Origin of the sequence: Citrobacter sp. Cpo030, assembly GCF_030333005.1 — a bacterium.
Lineage (GTDB): Bacteria > Pseudomonadota > Gammaproteobacteria > Enterobacterales > Enterobacteriaceae > Citrobacter > Citrobacter portucalensis.
This window is the reverse complement of the sequence record NZ_JAOWGT010000044.1, coordinates 1-17,557: the sequence shown is the minus strand read 5'-3', so window position 1 is coordinate 17,557 and position 17,557 is coordinate 1. Positions and strand designations below refer to the sequence as shown.

At 51.6% G+C, this 17,557-nt stretch carries 14 protein-coding genes; 4 read left to right on the top strand and 10 right to left on the bottom strand.

Annotated elements, in window-relative coordinates:
- Window position 1: 1 nt before the first annotated feature.
- Window positions 2-772 carry a thiazole synthase gene (gene thiG, locus OGY37_RS04675; protein WP_286620248.1) on the top strand — a complete coding sequence of 257 codons (771 nt, stop codon included), beginning with the start codon at window positions 2-4 and terminating at the stop codon, window positions 770-772.
- Window positions 769-1,902, top strand: a complete 1,134-nt coding sequence (gene thiH, locus OGY37_RS04670) for a 2-iminoacetate synthase ThiH (protein ID WP_148362590.1) — start codon at window positions 769-771, stop codon at window positions 1,900-1,902. Before thiG ends, thiH begins: the two co-directional genes overlap by 4 nt.
- A 119-nt stretch (window positions 1,903-2,021) precedes the next feature.
- Here thiH and cspG read toward each other — a convergent pair whose 3' ends face one another.
- Window positions 2,022-2,234 (bottom strand): cold shock protein CspG, encoded by a 213-nt coding sequence (cspG, locus tag OGY37_RS04665; RefSeq protein ID WP_003033098.1) that lies wholly within the window; start codon window positions 2,232-2,234, stop codon window positions 2,022-2,024.
- Window positions 2,235-3,325: 1,091 nt separating this feature from the next.
- On the opposite strand from cspG, the gene OGY37_RS04660 reads away from it, so the two are divergent.
- Window positions 3,326-3,631, top strand: coding sequence for a PTS sugar transporter subunit IIB (locus OGY37_RS04660; RefSeq protein WP_003033102.1), 306 nt, complete (start codon window positions 3,326-3,328; stop codon window positions 3,629-3,631).
- A gap of 4 nt (window positions 3,632-3,635) precedes the next feature.
- Complete coding sequence (locus tag OGY37_RS04655) at window positions 3,636-3,953, top strand: PTS lactose/cellobiose transporter subunit IIA (RefSeq protein WP_048215162.1); 318 nt, start codon at window positions 3,636-3,638, stop codon at window positions 3,951-3,953.
- Window positions 3,954-4,055: 102 nt separating this feature from the next.
- On the opposite strand, the gene rpoC is transcribed toward OGY37_RS04655, so the two are convergent.
- The 9 genes from rpoC to tuf all read right to left on the bottom strand — a co-directional run.
- Window positions 4,056-8,279: a DNA-directed RNA polymerase subunit beta' gene (gene rpoC, locus OGY37_RS04650; RefSeq protein WP_003826919.1), complete on the bottom strand. Its 4,224-nt coding sequence runs from the start codon at window positions 8,277-8,279 to the stop codon at window positions 4,056-4,058.
- 76 nt (window positions 8,280-8,355) lie between these two features.
- Window positions 8,356-12,384, bottom strand: a complete 4,029-nt coding sequence (gene rpoB, locus OGY37_RS04645; protein WP_003033111.1) for a DNA-directed RNA polymerase subunit beta — start codon at window positions 12,382-12,384, stop codon at window positions 8,356-8,358.
- A gap of 320 nt (window positions 12,385-12,704) precedes the next feature.
- Complete coding sequence (rplL, locus tag OGY37_RS04640; protein WP_003033114.1) at window positions 12,705-13,070, bottom strand: 50S ribosomal protein L7/L12; 366 nt, start codon at window positions 13,068-13,070, stop codon at window positions 12,705-12,707.
- A 66-nt stretch (window positions 13,071-13,136) separates the two neighbouring features.
- Entirely contained in the window at window positions 13,137-13,634 is a 498-nt protein-coding gene (gene rplJ, locus OGY37_RS04635) for a 50S ribosomal protein L10 (RefSeq protein WP_001207203.1), read from the bottom strand.
- A gap of 418 nt (window positions 13,635-14,052) precedes the next feature.
- The gene (rplA, locus tag OGY37_RS04630) at window positions 14,053-14,760 is read right to left on the bottom strand and encodes a 50S ribosomal protein L1 (RefSeq protein ID WP_003033119.1); all 708 of its coding nucleotides are present in this window, start codon (window positions 14,758-14,760) and stop codon (window positions 14,053-14,055) included.
- Window positions 14,761-14,763: 3 nt separating this feature from the next.
- Entirely contained in the window at window positions 14,764-15,192 is a 429-nt protein-coding gene (gene rplK / locus OGY37_RS04625) for a 50S ribosomal protein L11 (RefSeq protein ID WP_003033122.1), read from the bottom strand.
- 154 nt (window positions 15,193-15,346) lie between these two features.
- Window positions 15,347-15,892: a transcription termination/antitermination protein NusG gene (gene nusG / locus OGY37_RS04620; RefSeq protein ID WP_003033125.1), complete on the bottom strand. Its 546-nt coding sequence runs from the start codon at window positions 15,890-15,892 to the stop codon at window positions 15,347-15,349.
- A 1-nt stretch (window position 15,893) separates the two neighbouring features.
- The gene (gene secE, locus OGY37_RS04615; RefSeq protein ID WP_003033128.1) at window positions 15,894-16,277 is read right to left on the bottom strand and encodes a preprotein translocase subunit SecE; all 384 of its coding nucleotides are present in this window, start codon (window positions 16,275-16,277) and stop codon (window positions 15,894-15,896) included.
- Between the two features lie 230 nt (window positions 16,278-16,507).
- Window positions 16,508-17,557, bottom strand: a 1,050-nt coding sequence (gene tuf, locus OGY37_RS04610; RefSeq protein WP_063942044.1) for an elongation factor Tu, incomplete at its 5' end; no start/stop codon positions are given.

Sequence of the window (17,557 nt, the reverse complement as noted above, 5' to 3'; positions counted from 1 at the left end):
TATGTTACGTATTGCCGACAAAACGTTTGATTCGCATCTGTTCACCGGCACCGGAAAATTTGCTTCATCGCAGCTGATGGTCGAGGCGATTCGCGCCTCCGGCAGCCAACTGGTGACGCTGGCAATGAAGCGCGTGGATTTACGTCAGCACAACGACGCCATTCTGGCGCCGCTGATAGAAGCTGGTGTGACGCTGTTGCCCAACACTTCAGGAGCAAAAACCGCTGAAGAGGCGATTTTTGCTGCCCAGTTAGCGCGTGAAGCGCTGGGCACAAACTGGCTGAAATTAGAAATCCATCCGGACGCCCGCTGGCTGTTACCCGATCCAATCGAAACATTGAAAGCCGCAGAAGTACTGGTGAAAAAGGGCTTCGTGGTACTGCCTTACTGTGGCGCAGATCCGGTGCTGTGCAAACGACTGGAAGAAGTAGGCTGTTCTGCAGTCATGCCGCTCGGCGCGCCCATCGGTTCTAATCAGGGACTGGAAACCAAAGCGATGCTGGAGATTATTATCCAACAGGCGACCGTGCCGGTGGTGGTTGATGCAGGCATCGGCGTCCCCAGCCACGCCACGCAGGCGCTAGAAATGGGTGCCGACGCGGTGCTGGTCAATACGGCAATCGCGGTAGCCGACAGCCCGGTGATGATGGCAACCGCCTTCCGCCTGGCCGTTGAAGCTGGCTTGCTGGCACGCCAGGCGGTACCAGGAAGCAAAAGTTCGCAGGCAAGTCCCACCAGCCCGTTAACCGGATTCCTGGAGGCCTTCGCATGAAAACGTTCAGCGACCGCTGGCGACAGCTGGACTGGGATGACATCCGCCTGCGTATCAACGGTAAAACCGCCGCTGACGTGGAGCGCGCCCTCAACGCTTCGCATCTTAGTCGCGACGATCTGATGGCATTGCTCTCTCCTGCCGCCGCCGATTATCTGGAGCCGCTGGCGCAGCGGGCGCAGAAGCTCACCCGTCAGCGTTTTGGTAACACGGTGAGCTTTTACGTGCCGTTGTATCTCTCCAACCTTTGCGCCAACGACTGCACCTACTGCGGTTTTTCGATGAGCAACCGTATCAAACGCAAAACGCTGGACGAAGATGAGATAACACGGGAGTGTGCGGCTATCCGTGAGCTGGGTTTTGAGCATCTGCTGCTGGTCACCGGTGAACATCAGGCAAAAGTGGGGATGGATTACTTTCGTCGCCATTTGCCTGCCATTCGCCGCCAGTTCGCCTCTTTACAGATGGAGGTACAGCCGTTGTCAGAGGCTGAATATGCAGAGCTGAAGACGCTGGGGCTGGATGGCGTAATGGTGTATCAGGAGAGTTATCATGAGGCAACTTACGCTCGTCACCATTTAAAAGGGAAAAAGCAGGATTTCTTCTGGCGCCTGGAAACGCCGGACAGGCTGGGCCGCGCAGGGATCGACAAAATCGGTCTTGGCGCGTTGATTGGTTTGTCCGACAGCTGGCGGGTTGATTGCTATATGGTGGCTGAACATCTGCTATGGATGCAGCAGCATTACTGGCAGAGCCGTTACTCTATCTCCTTCCCTCGCCTGCGCCCATGCACCGGAGGCGTTGAGCCTGCATCGATCATGGATGAGCGACAGTTGGTCCAGACCATTTGCGCGTTTCGTTTACTGGCGCCAGAAATTGAGCTGTCGCTCTCCACCCGCGAATCGCCATGGTTTCGTGACCATGTGATCCCGTTGGCGATCAACAACGTCAGCGCCTTCTCAAAAACCCAGCCCGGTGGTTATGCCGATAACCACCCCGAACTGGAACAGTTCTCCCCGCACGACGATCGTCGCCCAGAAGCCGTTGCTGAAGCACTCATGGCCCAGGGTTTACAGCCCGTGTGGAAAGACTGGGACAGCTATCTGGGGCGCGCTTCACAGGTACCGTAGGTCAGGAGCAATCGCATAAACAAAAAAACCCGCTTTCGCGGGTTTTTTCTTCACTGGCACTTAACTGCTCGGGCTCTGGCCTTCATCGCTATCGTAAGCGTTCGTGAAATTATCGGCGATTACAGCGCGACAACGTTAACAGCAGACGGGCCTTTAGCGCCATTCTCCACGGAGAACTCCACCTTTTGACCTTCGTCTAACGTTTTAAAATCGTTACTCTGGATAGCGGAGAAATGCACAAACACATCCTTGCTACCGTCCTGAGGAGTGATAAAGCCGAAGCCTTTATCAGAGTTAAACCATTTTACTAAACCAGTCATTTTGTTAGACATAGATACTTCCTTTCATGTTTTTGAGCCGCTTATGCAGCGAAGATGGCCTGTTTGCAGAAATTAACTTATGGGGCACTTAGGGAGGAGGCTCATGAAGAAGAGTATCTGAGGATAACGCTTGAACTGAGAACTGCTTTACTAAAACTGCTTGCATAAGGTCTGTGTTCCAAACCGATGCCGCTATAGTAGACCTACTTCTAATCATTAAGCAAGCATTAATTTTTTTAATACCCACTGAGTGATGCAATGTTGAACCATCGCGGCTAAGCATCCTGGATAACAGCTTGATCTACAATGAACAAAAGCCCCGACTATTGCAGTCAGGGCTTTACGTTACTACACACTTCAAATTTAACATTAATAAACTTAACGATTTAATACTGCTGATGGTACTACTTTAAAATGTACACGTTTACTATAGATAATATTGGATATTGATACTAACTAAAGCTTTCCTCTATTTACCGTTAAACACATTCCACCCGCTTGATAATAGAACTCAAGGCTGGTGACCTAAACAAGTACACTTCCCCTCGCGACATATACTCTTTGATGCGTTGCCTTATTTCCCTTGTGATAACCAGAAAAGCAGAATCACAAATATTTACTATAAAATCATGGCATTACATCGTCGCGTTTTACTGACTTTTTGCGATTAGATATATCAACTACGTGGCCTGAAAGCATTGTCGAAGTGAAAAGATAGCGTTTTCAGCATCGACTATCCCATACAAAAAATACTTCGTGGCCTTTATCGCAAACCCCAATCAAGCTCTACTAACACTTACTACGTTAACAGCAAACTACAATTTCTCCGCTGTTAAGTATTAACATACGGGTTTAAAAAACGCTGTCAATACTGTTTTTTATAACATGTATTTATTGACAGTAATTATATATTCCAGCATGTGATAAGCGAGTCAAAAAGCCGCTGGCCCTGGTCCAGATCGCAGGGTTCTGCCTCTTTTTGTAACCGGTTTCAGAAAAAGCGGCTTTCTTTGTGATGCCTTGCACACAATCGTTGCAAAGCAGTTGTTGCTATAGCTGGCTCGCGATAATTATCAACTCACACATGTTGATCGAGACTGCTTATGAAAAACATCGTTTTATGCTGTGCCGCCGGAATGTCCACCAGCATGCTGGTGCAAAGGATGAAAGATGCCGCCCAGAAAAAAGGCGTCGACGTCACTATCAAAGCCGTCCCGGTGGCCGAGTTTGAAGAGAATATCGCTACAGCGGATATCGTTTTGCTCGGTCCACAGGTTAAGTATGAACAGGCCAAGCTACAGGCGATCGCCGACCCACTAGGCAAAAAGGTCGCCGTTATCGACATGATGGATTACGGCATGATGAAAGGCGATGCGGTACTGGATAAGGCGCTGAAACTACTGGAGTGATGGTATGGAAGAGTTAGAAACGATCATCATGGAGTTATTGGTAAATGCTGGCGCTGCACGCAGCCAGGCCCTGACGGCATTGCAACTGGCGCGTAAAGGTGATTTCTCCGGTGCAGAACAAGCGATGACGGAATCACGCGAATACGTCAAACAAGCGCATAAAATCCAGACCCAGCTGATCGGTATTGACGAAGGAACTGGCAAACTACCGGTTAATCTCATCACCGTCCATTCGCAGGACCACCTGATGAATGCCATGGTGATTCAGGATCTGGCCGGCGATATGATTGAGCTTTATCGGCGGTTACCACCGATAAATTAATGACACTGCCGGATGGCTTCGTAGACCTGATAAACGCCATCAGAAATAACATAGACATAAAAAAACCCGCCGAAGCGGGTTTTTTATTATGGTCGGCAACGATTAATCGTTGTCAGAACCGCCCAGGCCTGCGTTCAGCAGTTCTGCCAGGCTGGCAGACGCATCTTCAGCAGTTACCTGCGGTGCAGCTGGCAGTTCGCCCGCTGCGCGACGGCGCATACGATCCTGGTGGTACGCATAACCAGTACCTGCCGGGATCAGACGACCCACGATGACGTTCTCTTTCAGACCGCGCAGTTCATCACGTTTACCTGCAACAGCTGCTTCGGTCAGGACACGCGTGGTTTCCTGGAACGATGCTGCAGAGATGAAGGACTCGGTTGCCAGAGACGCTTTGGTGATACCCAGCAGATCGCGGGAGAACGTTGCACCCACTTTGCCGTTCGCTTCCAGCTCGCGGTTTGCGATCTTGACGCGGGAGTATTCAACCTGCTCGCCTTCCAGGAAGTCGGAGCTACCAGCGCTTTCGATGGTGGCTTTACGCAGCATCTGACGAACGATAACTTCGATGTGTTTATCGTTAATCTTAACGCCCTGCAGACGGTATACGTCCTGAACTTCGTTAACGATGTAACGAGTTACAGCATGCACACCACGCAGACGCAGGATGTCGTGCGGCGCTTCCGGACCGTCGGAAACCACGTCACCACGTTCTACACGTTCACCTTCGAACACGTTGAGCTGACGCCATTTCGGAATCATCTCTTCGTAAGGTTCGCTACCGTCTACCGGGGTGATAACCAGACGACGTTTACCTTTGGTTTCTTTACCGAAGGAAATGATGCCGCTGATTTCAGCCAGGATTGCCGGCTCTTTCGGACGACGTGCTTCGAACAGGTCCGCAACGCGCGGCAGACCACCGGTGATATCCTTGGTACCGCCGGATTCCTGCGGAACACGCGCCAGGGTGTCACCAGAGCTGATCTGTACGCCATCTTCCAGCTGAACAATCGCTTTACCCGGCAGGAAGTACTGAGCAGGCATATCGGTGCCTGGGATCAGAACGTCGTTGCCCTGAGCATCAACAATTTTCAGTGCCGGACGCAGGTCTTTACCACCCGCAGTACGCTCTGCAGAATCCAGAACCACCAGAGAAGACAGACCGGTCAGTTCGTCGGTCTGACGAGTAATGGTCTGGCCGTCGATCATGTCAGTAAAGCGGACGAAACCACTCACTTCGGTGATAACCGGCATGGTGTGCGGATCCCAGTTTGCTACGGTTTCGCCGCCAGCAACCTGTTCGCCATCACCTTTCGCCATAACGGAGCCGTAAGGCACTTTATAGCTTTCTTTGGTACGGCCGAATTCGTCGATCAGTTTCAGTTCGGTGTTACGTGAGGTGATAACCAGTTTACCGCTGGAGTTCACAACCGACTTCGCGTTGCTCAGACGGATGCTACCTTTGTTTTTCACCTGGATGCTGGATTCAGCAGCCGCACGAGATGCCGCACCACCGATGTGGAACGTACGCATCGTCAGCTGTGTACCCGGCTCACCGATGGACTGTGCCGCGATAACGCCGATTGCTTCACCTTTGTTGATGATGTGGCCACGCGCCAGGTCACGACCATAGCAGTGCGCACATACACCAAAGTCAGTGTCACAAGATACAACGGAACGGACTTTAACGGAGTCTACGGAGTTCTCTTCCAGCAGATCACACCACTGTTCGTGCAGCAGCGTGTTGCGTGGAACCAGAATATCCGCCGTACCCGGCTTCAGAACGTCTTCAGCAGTTACACGACCCAGAACGCGATCGCGCAGCGGCTCTTTAACGTCACCACCCTCGATAACCGGGGTCATGGTGATGCCTTCCAGAGTGCCGCAATCGTCTTCAGTAACAACCAGGTCCTGCGCGACGTCAACCAGACGACGAGTCAGATAACCGGAGTTCGCTGTTTTCAGTGCGGTATCCGCCAGACCTTTACGAGCACCGTGAGTAGAGATGAAGTACTGGAGTACGTTCAGACCTTCACGGAAGTTCGCGGTGATTGGCGTTTCGATGATGGAGCCATCTGGCTTCGCCATCAGACCACGCATACCTGCCAGCTGACGAATCTGTGCTGCAGAACCACGCGCACCGGAGTCGGCCATCATGTAGATGCTGTTGAAGGAAACCTGCTGCTCTTCTACGCCGTCACGGTTAATAACGGTTTCGGTTTGCAGGTTATCCATCATCGCTTTGGATACACGATCGTTCGCCGCAGCCCAGATATCGATAACTTTGTTATAGCGTTCGCCCGCGGTTACCAGACCAGACTGGAACTGCTCCTGGATCTCAGCAACTTCAGCTTCCGCTTCAGAGATGATCTCGTGTTTCTTCTCTGGGATGACCATGTCATCAATACCAACAGATGCACCTGAACGCGCTGCATATGCAAAACCGGTATACATTGTCTGGTCAGCGAAGATAACGGTCGGCTTCAGGCCCAAAATGCGGTAACAGGTGTTCAGCATTTTGGAGATAGCTTTCTTGCCTAGCGCCTGGTTGACGATGGAGAAAGGCAGACCTTTCGGTACGATCATCCACAGAATGGCACGGCCAACGGTCGTGTCTTTCAGGCTGGTTTTCGCAACGAATTCGCCGTTTTCATCTTTTTCGTATTCGGTGATACGCACTTTAACGCGCGCATGCAGAGAGGCCAGACCTGCGCGATAGATACGCTCAGCTTCTTTCGGGCCAGTCAGCACCATGCCTTCGCCTTTGGCGTTAACACAGTCACGGGTCATGTAGTACAGACCCAATACAACGTCCTGAGACGGAACGATGATAGGTTCGCCGTTCGCCGGAGACAGGATGTTGTTGGTAGACATCATCAGCGCACGCGCTTCGAGCTGGGCTTCCAGCGTCAGCGGTACGTGAACAGCCATCTGGTCACCATCGAAGTCGGCGTTATATGCCGCACAAACCAGCGGGTGCAGCTGGATAGCTTTACCTTCGATCAGTACCGGTTCAAATGCCTGGATACCCAGACGGTGCAGTGTTGGTGCACGGTTCAGCAGTACCGGGTGTTCGCGGATAACTTCGTCCAGGATATCCCAAACGACAGCTTCTTCACGCTCAACCATTTTCTTAGCGGCTTTGATGGTGGTGGCCAGGCCACGCAGCTCCAGCTTGCCGTAGATGAACGGTTTGAACAGTTCCAGTGCCATTTTCTTCGGCAGACCGCACTGATGCAGACGCAGGTATGGACCTACGGTGATTACAGAACGACCGGAGTAGTCAACACGCTTACCGAGCAGGTTCTGACGGAAACGACCCTGCTTACCTTTGATCATGTCGGCCAAAGATTTCAGAGGACGTTTGTTAGAACCGGTGATCGCACGACCGCGACGACCGTTATCCAGCAGGGCGTCAACCGCTTCCTGCAGCATACGTTTTTCGTTGCGTACGATGATGTCCGGCGCAGCCAGATCCAGCAGACGCTTCAGACGGTTGTTACGGTTGATAACGCGACGATACAGATCGTTCAGATCCGACGTTGCGAAACGACCACCATCCAGCGGAACCAGCGGACGCAGATCTGGCGGCAGAACCGGCAGAACGGTCAGGATCATCCACTCTGGCTTGTTGCCAGACTGTACGAAGGCTTCCAGCAGTTTGATACGCTTGGTCAGCTTCTTACGCTTGGTTTCAGAGTTGGTTTCGTTCAGCTCTTCGCGCAGAGTTTCACACTCTTGCTCCAGATCCATGCTTTTCAGCAGAGCCTGAATAGCTTCCGCACCCATCTTCGCGTCGAATTCGTCACCGAATTCTTCCAGCGCGTCCAGATACTGCTCTTCAGTCAGGATCTGTTGACGTTCCAGGTTAGTCATACCGCCTTCGATAACTACATAAGATTCGAAGTACAGTACGCGCTCGATATCGCGCAGCGGCATATCAAGCAGCAGACCGATACGGGACGGCAGAGATTTCAGGAACCAGATATGAGCAGTCGGAGACGCCAGCTCGATGTGGCCCATACGCTCACGGCGTACTTTAGTCTGGGTCACTTCAACGCCGCACTTCTCACAGATCACACCACGGTGTTTCAGGCGCTTGTACTTACCGCACAGGCACTCGTAGTCTTTTACCGGCCCAAAGATACGGGCGCAGAAAAGGCCGTCACGTTCAGGTTTGAACGTACGGTAGTTGATGGTTTCCGGCTTCTTAACTTCACCGAAAGACCATGAACGGATCATGTCTGGCGAGGCCAGAGCAATTTTGATCGCATCAAACTCTTCGGTTTTAGTCTGCGCTTTCAGAAACTTTAATAAATCTTTCACGGATTTGCTCCCGTCGGAGTTAGCACAATCTGGCGCTGGCTGTTACGCCAGCACCAGTGACCTGTTTGATCGAGAGTTACTCGTCTTCCAGCTCGATGTTGATACCCAGCGAACGAATCTCTTTCAACAGTACGTTGAAGGATTCCGGCATGCCTGGTTCCATCTGATGGTTGCCGTCCACGATGTTTTTATACATCTTAGTACGACCGTTCACGTCATCAGACTTAACGGTGAGCATTTCCTGCAGGGTGTATGCTGCGCCATATGCTTCCAGCGCCCACACTTCCATCTCCCCGAAGCGCTGACCACCGAACTGCGCCTTACCACCCAGCGGCTGCTGAGTAACCAGGCTGTAAGAACCGGTAGAACGCGCATGCATCTTGTCATCAACCAGGTGGTTCAGTTTCAGCATGTACATGTAGCCAACGGTAACCTGGCGCTCGAACTGCTCACCGGTACGACCGTCGAACAGTGTGATCTGACCGGAAGTCGGCAGGCCACCCAGCTGTAACAGTTCCTTGATTTCAGACTCTTTCGCACCGTCAAATACCGGCGTTGCGATCGGCATACCTTTTTTCAGGTTTTCAGCCAGACGCAGAACTTCTTCATCGCTGAAGGTATTCAGGTCAACTTTCTGACGAACATCTGAACCCAGATCGTAAGCACGCTGGATGAATTCGCGCAGTTTCGCGACTTCCTGCTGCTGTTTCAGCATGGCGTTGATCTTATCGCCGATACCTTTTGCAGCCATACCCAGGTGGGTTTCAAGGATCTGACCGATGTTCATACGCGATGGTACGCCCAGCGGGTTCAGTACGATATCTACCGGCGTACCGTTAGCATCGTGTGGCATATCTTCGATCGGGTTGATCTTAGAGATTACACCCTTGTTACCGTGACGACCTGCCATCTTATCACCAGGCTGGATCCGACGTTTAACCGCCAGATAAACCTTAACAATCTTCAGCACGCCCGGTGCCAGATCGTCGCCCTGAGTGATTTTACGGCGTTTCGCTTCGAGTTTTTTCTCGAATTCGTGTTTCAGTTCGTCGTACTGCTCAGCCAGTTGCTCCAGCTGATTCTGTTTCTCTTCGTCGGTCAGGCCGAGTTCTAACCAGCGGTCACGCGGCAGTTTGTCGAGCTTCTCAGCTTCAACACCACCGGAAACCAGCACAGCGTAGATACGGCTGAACAGGCCAGCTTCGAGGATCTGCAGTTCTTCAGACAGGTCTTTTTTCGCCTGCTTCAGCTGCATCTCTTCGATTTCCAGCGCACGTTTGTCTTTTTCTACGCCATCGCGAGTAAAGACCTGAACGTCGATAATCGTACCGGAAACACCGTTTGGCACGCGCAGAGAAGAGTCTTTAACGTCAGACGCTTTCTCACCGAAGATTGCACGCAGCAGCTTCTCTTCTGGCGTCAGCTGGGTTTCACCTTTCGGCGTTACCTTACCAACCAGAATGTCGCCACCGGTCACTTCCGCACCGATATAAACGATACCGGATTCATCCAGTTTGGAGAGCGCAGCTTCACCCACGTTCGGGATGTCAGCGGTGATCTCTTCTGGCCCCAGCTTGGTGTCACGGGACACACATGCCAGTTCCTGAATGTGGATGGTAGTGAAACGGTCTTCCTGGACAACACGCTCGGATACGAGGATGGAGTCTTCGAAGTTGTAACCATTCCATGGCATGAATGCCACGCGCATGTTCTGACCCAGCGCCAGTTCACCGAGGTCGGTGGACGGACCGTCTGCCAGCACATCACCACGTTCAACCGGCTCGCCCAGAGATACACAAGGCATCTGGTTGATACAGGTGTTCTGGTTAGAACGGGTGTATTTGGTCAGGTTATAAATGTCGATACCTGCTTCGCCCGGGTACATCTCGTCTTCGTTAACTTTGATAACGATACGGGAAGCATCCACGTACTGAACGGTACCGCCACGTTTAGCCACTGCAGTAACACCGGAGTCAACGGCAACAGCACGTTCCATACCGGTACCAACCAGCGGCTTATCAGCGCGCAGAGTCGGAACCGCCTGACGTTGCATGTTCGCACCCATCAATGCACGGTTGGCGTCATCGTGTTCCAGGAACGGGATCAGGGACGCACCGACGGATACCACCTGCTGGGTGGATACGTCCATGTAGTCAACCTGGTCGCGGCTGAACAAGCTGGATTCGCCTTTGCTACGGCAGGTAACCAGATCTTCTACAAAGTGGCCTTCGTCATCCAGGTTGGAGTTCGCCTGAGCGATAACGTAGTTGCCTTCTTCGATAGCAGACAGGTAATGAATTTCGTCAGTTACAACACCGTCGGTCACTTTACGGTACGGAGTCTCGAGGAAGCCGTATTCGTTAGTCTGTGCATACACGGACAGGGAGTTGATCAGACCGATGTTCGGACCTTCAGGCGTTTCGATTGGACATACGCGACCGTAGTGAGTCGGGTGTACGTCTCGAACTTCGAAGCCTGCGCGTTCACGGGTCAGACCGCCTGGGCCGAGTGCAGAGATACGACGTTTGTGCGTAATCTCAGACAGCGGGTTGTTCTGGTCCATAAACTGAGACAGCTGGCTGGAACCAAAGAACTCTTTCACTGCTGCAGAAATCGGCTTGGCGTTGATCATATCCTGAGGCATCAGGGTATCCAGATCGCCCAGAGACAGACGCTCTTTCACCGCACGCTCAACACGTACCAGGCCAACGCGGAACTGGTTTTCCGCCATTTCGCCTACGGAACGGATACGACGGTTGCCGAGGTGGTCGATATCATCGACTTCGCCTTTACCGTTACGGATATCGATGAGCTTCTTCATCACTTCGATGATGTCGTCTTTGCTCAGGATACCGGAACCTTCGATTTCGTCGCGCAGCAGAGAACGGTTGAACTTCATACGACCAACCGCAGACAGGTCATAGCGGTCTTCGGAGAAGAACAGGTTCTCGAACAGGCTTTCAGCAGCTTCACGAGTCGGCGGCTCACCAGGACGCATCATGCGGTAGATTTCTACCAGTGCGCTCAGACGATCGTTGGTTGGGTCAACACGTACAGTTTCAGAAATGTACGGACCGTGGTCCAGATCGTTAGTGAACAGCGTTTCGATACGCTTGTGACCAGACTGGCTCAGCTTAGCCAGCAGATCCAGGCTCAGCTCCATGTTAGCTGCGCAGATCAGCTCGCCAGTAGATTCGTCAACGTAGTCTTTAGCCGCAACTTTACCAGCAATGTATTCAACCGGAACTTCGATATGTTTGATATCGTCTTTTTCCAGTTGGCGAATGTGGCGCGCAGTGATGCGACGGCCTTTTTCGACGTAGACTTTGCCGTTAGCTTCAATGTCAAAAGAGGCGGTTTCACCACGCAGGCGTTCCGGCACCAGTTCCATCTGCAGCTTGTTGTCGCGAATTTCGAAAACAACTTTTTCAAAGAACAGGTCAAGGATCTGCTCAGTGGTGTAGTTCAGTGCACGCAGAATAATGGTCGCAGGCAGTTTACGGCGACGGTCAATACGTACAAACAGGTTGTCCTTCGGATCGAATTCGAAGTCCAGCCAGGAACCACGGTAAGGGATGATGCGCGCGTTATACAGCACTTTACCCGAAGAGTGGGTTTTACCTTTGTCGGAGTCAAAGAAGACGCCAGGACTACGGTGCAGCTGAGAAACGATAACACGCTCAGTACCATTGATTACAAAGGTACCGTTGTCAGTCATGAGCGGAATTTCGCCCATGTAGACTTCTTGTTCTTTAATGTCTTTTACGGTGCCTTCCGGCGCTTCGCGCTCGTAGATCACCAGACGCAGTTTTACGCGCAGCGGTGCGGAATAGGTCACGCCACGGATCTGACATTCCTGAACGTCAAACACCGGTTCGCCAAGGCGGTAGCTGACGTATTGCAGCTCGGAATTACCGCTGTAGCTCTGAATCGGGAAAACGGAACGGAAAGCTGCTTCCAGACCATACTGCCCTTCAGGATCTTGCTCGATGAACTTCTGAAACGAGTCAAGCTGGATAGAAAGGAGATAAGGTATGTCCAACACTTGTGGACGTTTACCAAAATCCTTACGAATACGTTTTTTCTCGGTATAGGAGTAAACCATTAGGGTTCCTCAGCTCGCTGACAAGTCGACCCATCTGTCCGACGAAGGGACAGTTTGTGCAACACTATTTTGTTGACCGGAAAATCGAATACTTTCCGCAATGCCTGTTGCTATCACGCTTAAACCATTTCATTGCGATTTACACAGAACTGATGCTCTGTCGCAGTATATTAAGACGTCGATAGAAACAAGCATTGAAAGGCACAGCAGTAGTCAAACAGTGTGAAATGCTACTGGCGCCTTACAGCGCAAAAAGGCTGGTGACTAAAAAGTCACCAGCCATCAGCCTAATTTCTTAGGCTGCAACCAGAAAAGTTGGCTTATTTAACTTCAACTTCAGCGCCAGCTTCTTCCAGAGATTTTTTCAGTGCTTCTGCGTCGTCTTTGCTGATGCCTTCTTTCAGGGCAGCCGGAGCAGATTCTACCAGGTCTTTAGCTTCTTTCAGACCCAGGCCAGTTGCGCCACGTACTGCTTTGATAACAGCAACTTTGTTAGCGCCAGCAGCTTTCAGAATTACGTCGAATTCAGTTTTTTCTTCAGCAGCTTCAGCCGGGCCAGCAGCTACAGCTACAGCAGCAGCAGCGGAAACACCGAATTTTTCTTCCATTGCAGAGATCAGTTCTACAACGTCCATTACGGACATAGCGGATACTGCTTCAATGATTTGATCTTTAGTGATAGACATTTAAATTGTTCCTGAAAATCAGAATAAGTTTATACGTAAGCAGATGCTTGAGAAAGATAACTGCGATTAAGCAGCTTCTTTCGCATCGCGTACAGCAGCCAGAGTACGAACCAGTTTGCCAGCCGAAGCTTCTTTCATGGTTGCCATCAGGCGTGCAATTGCTTCTTCGTAGGTCGGCAGAGTTGCCAGGCGATCGATTTGCGATGCCGGGATCAATTCACCTTCAAAGGCTGCGGCTTTGACCTCAAATTTTGCATTCGCTTTCGCGAACTCTTTGAACAGACGAGCAGCAGCGCCCGGGTGTTCCATAGAGTATGCAATCAGGGTCGGACCAACAAACGTGTCTTTCAGGCACTCGAACTGAGTACCTTCAACGACGCGGCGCAGCAGGGTGTTACGAACAACACGCATGTATACGCCAGCTTCACGACCTGCTTTACGCAGTTCAGTCATTTTATCTACAGTTACGCCACGGGAATCCGCAACTACTGCAGACAGCGCGCCTTTGGCTACTTCGCTGACTTCAGCAACAATCGCTTGTTTGTCTTGAAGATTTAAAGCCATTAGCTTTGCTCCTGGATGTTTGCCGGAACTCATGTTCCGGAACTCACTTCACTCTCCCCAACTGAGAGAGCGTCTAAATACGGTGAGCAGAAACAAGCCAGAGTATCAGAAATAATCTTAGCGTTCTGTCACCGTCTACGCAGGGCATTAAGTTTCTTACGAAACACCTGCGGTCTTCGACGGAGGCCTGGATAGGCCAGGCTCCAACGAACAAATCTTGTCTATGGCTTCGCCCTTTGAACCGTAGCCGCGTTAGCTGCTCTCGTTCACACCGGTCATGTAGTTAACTACACTCCCGGCGATTCACTCAATTGCTGCCTTGCTACAATTCAAATGACTCGCATAGAGTTCTGTTTATTTAAACAGAAACGTGGGGGTAAGATTGTAGACAAAATCACCGCCCACGTAAAGGCGAATATTAGTTCGCCACAGTCGCAGTCAGACCGGACTGATCAACGGCAACACCAGCACCCATGGTGGTGGAGATGCTAACTTTCTTGATGTACACGCCTTTAGCCTGAGTCGGTTTCGCTTTTTTCAGCGCAACCAGCAGAGATTCCAGGTTTTCTTTCAGTTTGTCAGCGTCAAAATCCACTTTACCGATGGTGGTGTGGATGATGCCGTTTTTGTCGTTACGGTAACGAACCTGACCTGCTTTAGCGTTCTTAACTGCTTCAGCAACGTTAGGGGTTACAGTACCAACTTTCGGGTTTGGCATCAGGCCGCGCGGGCCCAGAACCTGACCCAGCTGGCCAACAACGCGCATTGCATCCGGGGAAGCAATAACAACGTCAAAGTTCATTTCGCCTTTCTTGATCTGGTCAGCCAGATCTTCCATACCTACCAGCTCAGCGCCTGCAGCTTTAGCAGCTTCAGCGTTTGCGCCCTGGGCAAATACGGCTACGCGAACGGAACGGCCAGTACCGTGCGGCAGTACAGTTGCACCACGTACGTTCTGGTCAGATTTACGAGCGTCGATACCGAGGTTAACGGCAACGTCTACGCTTTCTACGAATTTAGCAGTGGCCAGCTCTTTCAGCAGAGCAATAGCTTCGTTGATGTCGTACTGTTTAGTTGCATCAACTTTGTCACGGATCACGCGCATACGCTTGGTCAGTTTAGCCATTTCTTAGTCCTCCACTACCAGGCCCATGGAACGTGCAGTACCTTCAATGGAGCGAGTCATCGCTTCAATGTCGGAACCAGTCATGTCGGCAGCTTTGGTCTGCGCGATTTCCTGCAGCTGAGCGCGGGAAATTTTACCCACTTTGTCTTTGTTCGGCTTGCCGGAACCAGACTTGATACCAGCCGCTTTCTTCAGCAGAACTGCTGCCGGAGGCGTTTTGGTAACGAAAGTGAAAGAACGGTCAGCGTAAACGGTGATAACAACCGGGATCGGCAGACCTTTTTCCATGGAATCAGTTTTTGCGTTGAACGCTTTGCAGAATTCCATGATGTTCACGCCTTGTTGACCCAGTGCTGGACCTACCGGCGGACTCGGGTTAGCCATACCAGCTGCAACCTGCAGCTTGACGTAGGCCTGGACTTTCTTAGCCATTCTAAATTCCTCTAGTTGGGTTATAGCGCCTCAAGGAGGCTCCCCGTGATTAAATTCGTTTTACGGACAGGGCCCATAAAAACAAAAGGCGCGAAATTGTATTCCAATCTCGCGCCTTGTGCAACGATTAAATCGCCGCTTTTTTGATCGCTGTTTAGGCTTTTTCTACCTGGGCAAAGTCCAGTTCTACTGGGGTCGCGCGACCGAAGATAGAAACAGAGACTTTCAGGCGAGACTTCTCGTAATCCACTTCTTCAACCACACCGTTGAAGTCAGCGAATGGACCGTCACTAACGCGAACCATTTCACCTGGCTCAAACATCGTTTTCGGACGTGGTTTATCGCCAACCTGCTGCAGACGGTTCATGATCGCATCAACTTCTTTGTCGCTGATCGGCGCCGGACGGTCAGATGTACCGCCGATAAAGCCCATCACACGCGGCACGCTGCGCACCAGGTGCCAGCTTGCGTCATTCATCACCATCTGGACCAGTACATAGCCCGGGAAGAATTTACGTTCGCTCTTGCGACGCTGGCCACCACGGATTTCGACCACTTCTTCGGTCGGCACCATGACTTCGCCAAACAGCTCTTCCATATTTTGTAACTTGATATATTCGCGCAGCGACGTGGCTACGCGGCCTTCAAAACCGGAAAACGCCTGAACGACGTACCAGCGCTTTTTAGGGGCTTCAGACATCTTAGAACCTCAGGCCAGTGATAAAGGATACCAGGCGAACCAGAATACCATCCAGTCCCCACAGGATCAGTGACATTACTGCGGTAACCGCAGCCACAATTAATGTGGTGTGCAATGTTTCCTGGCGAGTTGGCCAAATGACCTTACGGACTTCGGTTCTCGCTTCACGGGCAAAAGCAACGGTCGCTTTACCTTTTGTTGTCAACAGCGCGACACCACCCGCTGCGGCAATCAGAATCACTACGGCCAGCGCACGCAGCGGCAGCATCATGTCACGATAGAGGTAGTTGCCAACGATAGCTACAAGCAGCAATACAGCGACAACAACCCACTTCATCGCTTCCAGGCCGCGCCCGCTTCCTTGAGCTTCGGTATTCGCACTCATAAACCAACCTGTCAGAAGTATTCTACAAACATTTTCACCCCGCGTAAGCGAGGCGATCCAAACCGAAATGCTCTGGTGCGTTTCGGACTAAACGCCCTCTTCAGAGCCTGTCTCAGCAATGATTATGACAAAAAAAATCACTGATGAGCCAGGTTCTGGTGTGAAAGCGTGCAAAAAGGGCATCAAATGATGCCCTTTTATTGCGCATTGCGTCAAATGTTATTCGGCAATTAGCTCATTACTTTGGCAACAACGCCCGCACCAACAGTACGGCCGCCTTCACGGATTGCGAAACGCAGACCGTCGTCCATCGCGATCGGGTGGATCAGGGTAACAACCATTTTGATGTTGTCGCCCGGCATTACCATCTCTACGCCTTCCGGCAGTTCGATGGTACCAGTCACGTCAGTAGTACGGAAGTAGAACTGCGGACGGTAGCCTTTGAAGAACGGAGTATGACGGCCGCCTTCGTCTTTGGACAGAATGTACACTTCAGATTCAAACTTGGTGTGCGGCTTGATAGAGCCCGGCTTAGCCAGTACCTGACCACGTTCGATTTCTTCACGCTTGATACCACGCAGCAGAACACCAACGTTCTCACCAGCACGGCCTTCGTCCAGCAGTTTGCGGAACATTTCAACGCCAGTACAGGTAGACTTAGCAGTCTCTTTGATACCAACGATTTCAACTTCTTCACCAACTTTGATGATACCGCGCTCTACACGACCGGTAACAACGGTACCACGACCGGAGATGGAGAATACGTCTTCGATAGGCAGCAGGAACGGCTTGTCAATCGCACGCTCTGGTTCTGGGATGTAAGAATCCAGGAAGCCAGCCAGTTCGATGATTTTCGCTTCCCACTCTGCTTCGCCTTCCAGCGCTTTCAGAGCAGAACCACGAACGATCGGAGTGTCGTCGCCCGGGAAATCGTACTGAGACAGAAGTTCACGAACTTCCATTTCTACCAGTTCCAGCAGCTCTTCGTCATCAACCATGTCGCATTTATTCAGGAACACGATGATGTACGGAACACCTACCTGACGACCCAGCAGGATGTGCTCACGAGTCTGCGGCATCGGGCCGTCAGTCGCAGCAACAACCAGGATCGCGCCGTCCATCTGCGCAGCACCGGTGATCATGTTTTTAACATAGTCGGCGTGGCCCGGGCAGTCTACGTGTGCGTAGTGGCGAGTCGGGGTGTCATATTCAACGTGAGAAGTGTTGATGGTGATACCACGAGCTTTTTCTTCCGGCGCGTTATCGATCTGGTCGAATGC